This window comes from Roseococcus sp. SDR, from assembly GCF_019083995.1.
Classification (GTDB): Bacteria; Pseudomonadota; Alphaproteobacteria; order Acetobacterales; family Acetobacteraceae; genus Roseococcus.
Genome location: NZ_JAHRCU010000052.1, coordinates 1 through 4,991 on the forward strand (window position 1 = coordinate 1; position 4,991 = coordinate 4,991).

Below are 4,991 nucleotides of genomic sequence, written 5' to 3' on the forward strand. Positions count from 1 at the left end.
AGCAGATCCGAGAGGTCGCGCATCAGCAACGCTGCACCATCGTCGCCATCCTCCTCCGGGCGTTGGCACACCAACGCGATGGCGGAGGACGACGCGTCTTTCACATCCGCGCGGAGGACATGGTCCCCGATCGGCGCCTCCTGCCTCGGCGCTGGCCCAGCGACTGACCGGCACCCGCTGCCGTTCTGGCCTGCCCCAAGCCACCCTACCCATCACCCGCTGTCACCCACCCATTTTGGGAGTGCCCATGCTGCGTCTCGACCTCATCCACCCCGATCTCGCCACCGCCTTGCTGCTGGCCCAGGCGCGACGCGCCCGCGACCTGGCGGAGGCGCTGGAAAGCGTCGCTGGTGGCAGGTACCCGACCCCTGCTGAGATCGCCGCGGCGCCGGTCATCTCAAACTGGAGGCTCATGGCCGCCCCGGCGCCCTACGCCCTGACCGGCAGTGTGACGGGGCATCCGGTCCTCGGCGACACGCCCCGCGTCCTGACCTCGGACGTGATCCTCCTCGATCCGGAGCGGTCGCTCGCCCGCACCGTGTCCCGCTGGTACGTGCTCGGCGTCCCCGCCTCGGATGCGGAGGGGGCCTTTGGCTCGCGACACTGACAACTCCAAGCAGCCCCGCAGGCACGGCAACCGGCGCGATAAATCGGGGGAGTGGGAGGATGCCGCGCGGCTCCCCGCCGATGTGGCAGAGCTCTCTCCCGATGCCCTGCTGCGGCTGCAGCCCTTTGCGCTGTGGCGCCGTCCCGAGCCGACGGATCAGCAGGTTCGCTTTACGCGATCCGTCCTGGCCCATCTTCTCCGCGGACTGGCAGCCCTGCCGCCGCCCCATGCGGCGGAATCCACGAGCGAGACGAGCACCCGATGGCTGGAACTGGCCGCGGCCCTGGACAGTGGCGATCTCAGCGCGGCCAGGATCGCCGCGCACTGGCTGAGCGAGGAATCCCGCCTGCACGACCTGGGTGACTGCAGCGGCGTGGAAGTCCAGCTCTCCAGCCTCTTTCTCGCCAGCCAGTCGGAGGATGGCGACACCAAGCTGCTGGCGCTGATGGACATGGTTCTCGCGCTGCTGCCGCTCACCGGCCCCGATGCACCGCGGGACAGTGAGGCCATGGCCGATTTCACCCTCGCGGCGGAGCGCGGATTGGAGCGCGTCCTCGACAGGATGCGTCAGGCCTTTTGGGATGGGCTGCATCTGCCATGGCACGCGATCGCGGCGGACCACATGCTGGCCGCCCTCCAGGCCGACGTCGAGGCCCAGGCGTATTGGCAGGGGCACGGGAGCCACCTCCGCGAGCGCATCGACAACGGGCTGCTGCGAGCCGCCGAGCGCGGGCGGGCGCGTCGTGAGGCCAGTGCCGCGCGGCGGCGGGCCGCGCGAGAGGCAGAGCGCAGGGCGGCGGACCGGAGCCGCATCCCAGGCCTCCTGCAGGAACGGGACGGTGACAACGAACCGCGGAGCGCGAATGATGGCTCCCAGCCTGATCCACGGCCCGACCGGCGGACGCCCTTCCCGGGGTTCGACCCACGCCGCCTGACGGAAAACCGCAATTCGCTCGGCAGCCGGTACGAGCCGCTCGGCCAGCCCATGCCGGTGACCCTCGTGCCTCCCCTGGCCGAGGTCATGGCGAGGCTCTCCAGCCTGGCCGCCGAGATGCCCAATGCCCGACCGGTGCTCGACTTGGTCCAGAGGGAGATGGCGCTGCTCGGGCTCGGTCCGGCACGGCCGCTGACCTTGCCACCACTGCTCCTGGTTGGGCCGCCCGGGATCGGCAAGACCCGTCTGGCCCGGCGCATCGCTGCCGTCCTCGGCCTGGGATTTGCCTGGCAGTCGGCGGCGGCGTCGAGCGATACGCGTGAGCTCTCCGGCACGGCGCGCGGCTGGAGCAGCACCCATGCGGCATGGCCGGTGGAGCAACTGGTGGTGCTGCGCACCGCCAACCCCCTGCTGCTCATCGACGAGGTGGACAAGGCGTCGGATGACCGCAGGAACGGGTGCGCATTCGACGCGCTCCTGACCTATCTTGAGCGCGATACGGCACGCAGCTTTGAGGATCCCTGCGTCGGTGGGCCAGTCGATCTGAGCCATGTCTCCTGGGTGCTCACCGCGAACGAGCTGGAGGCACTGCCCGCGCCCCTGCGGTCGCGGCTTCATGTGGCCATCATGGAGCCGCCGGAGTCGGAGGCCTTGCCCAGTCTGATCGCGACCATGCGGCTGGACCTTGCTGTCGAGCTCGGGTTGCCCGACCCAAGACTGCTGCCGGAACTGTCGCCCGCGCAGGCGGAACTGCTTCAGAAGGACTTTGCGCGACACCGTGATCCGCGACGGATCAAACGGGCGCTGCGCAGCCTGTTGGCCCTGGTCGCCCTCGGCACAGGCGAGGCCGCGCATTGAGCGGACCCGCAGCCATGCCCCGCCGGACTGCATTTCCGTGCGTCACGAAATTGGCCTCGGCCCGCCATTCCAGGGCCATGGCCGATGCGTGATCGCCAGTTGTTCATCGACTTCGAGGCGTCATCGCTTGCGCCGCAGTCCTACCCGATCGAGCTCGGCTGGGCCCATGCCGGAGGCTCCGGCGCCGTGCTGATCCGACCGGAGCCGGATTGGACGGATTGGAGCGCCTCCGCCGCGGAACTCCACGGCCTGTCCCGGGAGCGTCTCCGGGCCGAGGGCAAGCCAGCCCGAGAGGTGGCGGACCTCCTGCTGCGGCTGGCGGCCGGTCGGCAGCTGGTCTCTGACGCGCCCGAGCGCGAGACGGAGTGGATGCAGCGCCTCTTGGCGCTGACGGATCATCCTCCGCACCGGTGGCCCAACATCATCGACTTGGTCGATGTGTGCTGGGACGAGACAGCCCGCCTGCTCAGTGCCGCTCCCCCGCCTGGCGTCTCGGTGGGCCAGGAGCGCCTGCATTGTCTCTGGGCCGGGCGGCGGGCGCGGAGGCAGAGGACCGGTCCACGCCATCGGGCCGAGCCTGACGCTCAGGGCATGCTCCTCGGATACCAGGCGACAGCCCAGGCCGTCACGGAGATCCTGGAGCGCTGGGCGGGGTCGGAAAGCCATGTGCAATGACGGCACCCCAACACGGCCGGTCGGCGTTCAGCGCAACCCGGATGCGCCCCAACCAGGGAGCCTCCTCCGTGGGCCACAGGGGCGGGATCACGCCGTCACGGCCTATTTTCGTGACGTTACGAAAAGACCAAAGCCCGCCGCCGGTTGCCGAAATCCGACCATCTCACCCTACAGGGCACCCTCGCCGAGGGCAGTGTACGGGCATCTGTGCGCCTTGGCCGGAGGGCGCCTAGGCCCGAAATGACCGGTGTGACCACTTCGGGGCAGTTTCTGCGTATTTTCGTGACGTGACGTTTTATTTAATCTGGTCCGACCACTGCCGACCGGCAGCCCCTGGTCGCCCGCCTCCCATCTCAAATTGAAGTCGGATGCCGTTCAACAGTTCCGAAAACCTGGGCTTGAATCCACCCGTTCAGATCGATTCACACTACGAGTCCAGTTCACCGCAAAATTTTTCTCGACAGAATTCAATTCCTGTATACCCTGGTAGATGAACCATCCACTCTTTTCTCCCAAGGTGCCACATGACAAGCCCCCCGTTCTATCCCCAAACAGCCCTTGAGGCCGGAAATCCTGTCTCAACTCAGCCCCGTTCAGTACACGAACGAGCAGGCGACACTCTCCACGGCGACGGCAATTTCATCGCCTATTCTAGCGCTACTGGCCGTGGATCGGCCGATCGCCCCGCGGTCTTGGCTGAACTTGGTACAGATCACGATATGGACCCGTCCCGCCTGAGCGCCGCACCACCGCGCGCCGCTGTCTATGCCCGCACCGCCATGGCCCATCCGCGAGATGGCTCGATCGAGGAGCAGGTCCGGATTTGCCAGGCCCGAGCCGAGCGTGAGGGATGGGTCATCGCTGAGACGTTGACCGACCACGGGGTGTCAGGCTCCACGGTGCTGCGCCCAGGCTATCAGGCCCTTATGTCGGCGATGCGATCGGGCGCGGTGGACGTGGTGCTGGCTGAGCGCGTCGACCGTCTCTCACGCAACCCGGGGCATCTGGCGGCCCTTCACCAAGCGGCGGAGTCCACCGGGGTCCGGATCATCACCCTGTCCGAGGGTGAAGTGTCCGAGGCTCGCTTAGGCCTCAAGGGCATGGTGGATGCCCTGTACCTCAAGGAACTGGCCGACAAGAGACGCCGCGGGCGCGTGTAAGGTGCGCCCTCTGGAGATCGCCGATCCATCGCGACCGCCCGTTCTCGCCAAGGCCGTCGCCGCGATGCAGGAGCGGCGGGCTGGATGGACAGCCATGGGCAATGGCCGTGCTCGGACGCGGCCGGTCGGAGCTCAGCGCAACGGGATGGCGCCTGACAAGGGAGCCTCGTCTGGGGCCACAGGCGCCGGAATCAGGCCGTCACGGCATATTTTCGTGACGTGACGAAATTGGTGAAACTCGCCGCCGGTGGCCCAAATCGGACCACCTTACCCTACAGGGCCCCCTCGCCGAGGGCAGCGTACGGGCATCTGTCGGCCTCGGCCGGAGGGGCGGTCTGGCCATAAAGGGCCGGTTTGGCCGCCTCAAGTGGGCCTCAGTCAATTTTCGTGACGTCACGCTTTAGGTAGCTGGCCCGTGATCCCCTTGGATTGGATCTGGGCTATCCCGGACGTAGCCCCTTTCGGGCCAAAATCAGGAACGGCTCGATGTTGTCAACACTATCCAGGGCTCAAATCTGGATAGCAAGACTACCATACAAATACGATTTGAATATTTCGCGAAATTTTGCTCGACAGAATCCGATTTATACATAACCTGATAGATGAACACCTTGCTTTATATCAGGATAACCCCCCATGCCGCCCCGCCATGTCAGTCCCGACGCCGCCCTGACCGTCGAGCTCCGCCCCACCAGCCCCACCGGTGGCACTCAGGCGCGGCCCTCTCCCCCGGACGAAAGCACTCTTCTCACCCTGG

The 4,991-nt window shown here is 67.0% G+C and carries 4 protein-coding genes; all 4 read left to right on the forward strand.

The features are described 5' to 3' along the window. Window positions 1–247 precede the first annotated feature (247 nt). The 4 genes from KTR66_RS24590 (at window position 248) to KTR66_RS24605 (ending at window position 4,234) form a co-directional block, all read left to right on the forward strand. Window positions 248–607, forward strand: coding sequence for a DUF6634 family protein (locus tag KTR66_RS24590; protein WP_213617396.1), 360 nt, complete (start codon window positions 248–250; stop codon window positions 605–607). After that, complete coding sequence (locus KTR66_RS24595; RefSeq protein WP_213617397.1) at window positions 591–2,399, forward strand: AAA family ATPase; 1,809 nt, start codon at window positions 591–593, stop codon at window positions 2,397–2,399. Before KTR66_RS24590 ends, KTR66_RS24595 begins: the two co-directional genes overlap by 17 nt. Window positions 2,400–2,483: 84 nt before the next feature. Further along, window positions 2,484–3,074: a hypothetical protein gene (locus KTR66_RS24600; protein WP_213617398.1), complete on the forward strand. Its 591-nt coding sequence runs from the start codon at window positions 2,484–2,486 to the stop codon at window positions 3,072–3,074. 719 nt (window positions 3,075–3,793) lie between these two features. Next, on the forward strand, window positions 3,794–4,234 hold the full coding sequence (locus tag KTR66_RS24605; protein ID WP_213617399.1) for a recombinase family protein: 441 nt from the start codon (window positions 3,794–3,796) through the stop codon (window positions 4,232–4,234). The last annotated feature ends 757 nt before the right edge of the window (window positions 4,235–4,991 follow it).

Bases quoted from the DNA above. Each gene is read 5' to 3' on its own strand.
- KTR66_RS24590 (WP_213617396.1), top strand. From the start codon at position 248: ATGCTGCGTCTCGACCTCATCCACCCCGATCTCGCCACCGCCTTGCTG.
- KTR66_RS24600 (WP_213617398.1), top strand. From the start codon at position 2,484: ATGCGTGATCGCCAGTTGTTCATCGACTTCGAGGCGTCATCGCTTGCG.
- KTR66_RS24605 (WP_213617399.1), top strand. From the start codon at position 3,794: ATGGACCCGTCCCGCCTGAGCGCCGCACCACCGCGCGCCGCTGTCTAT.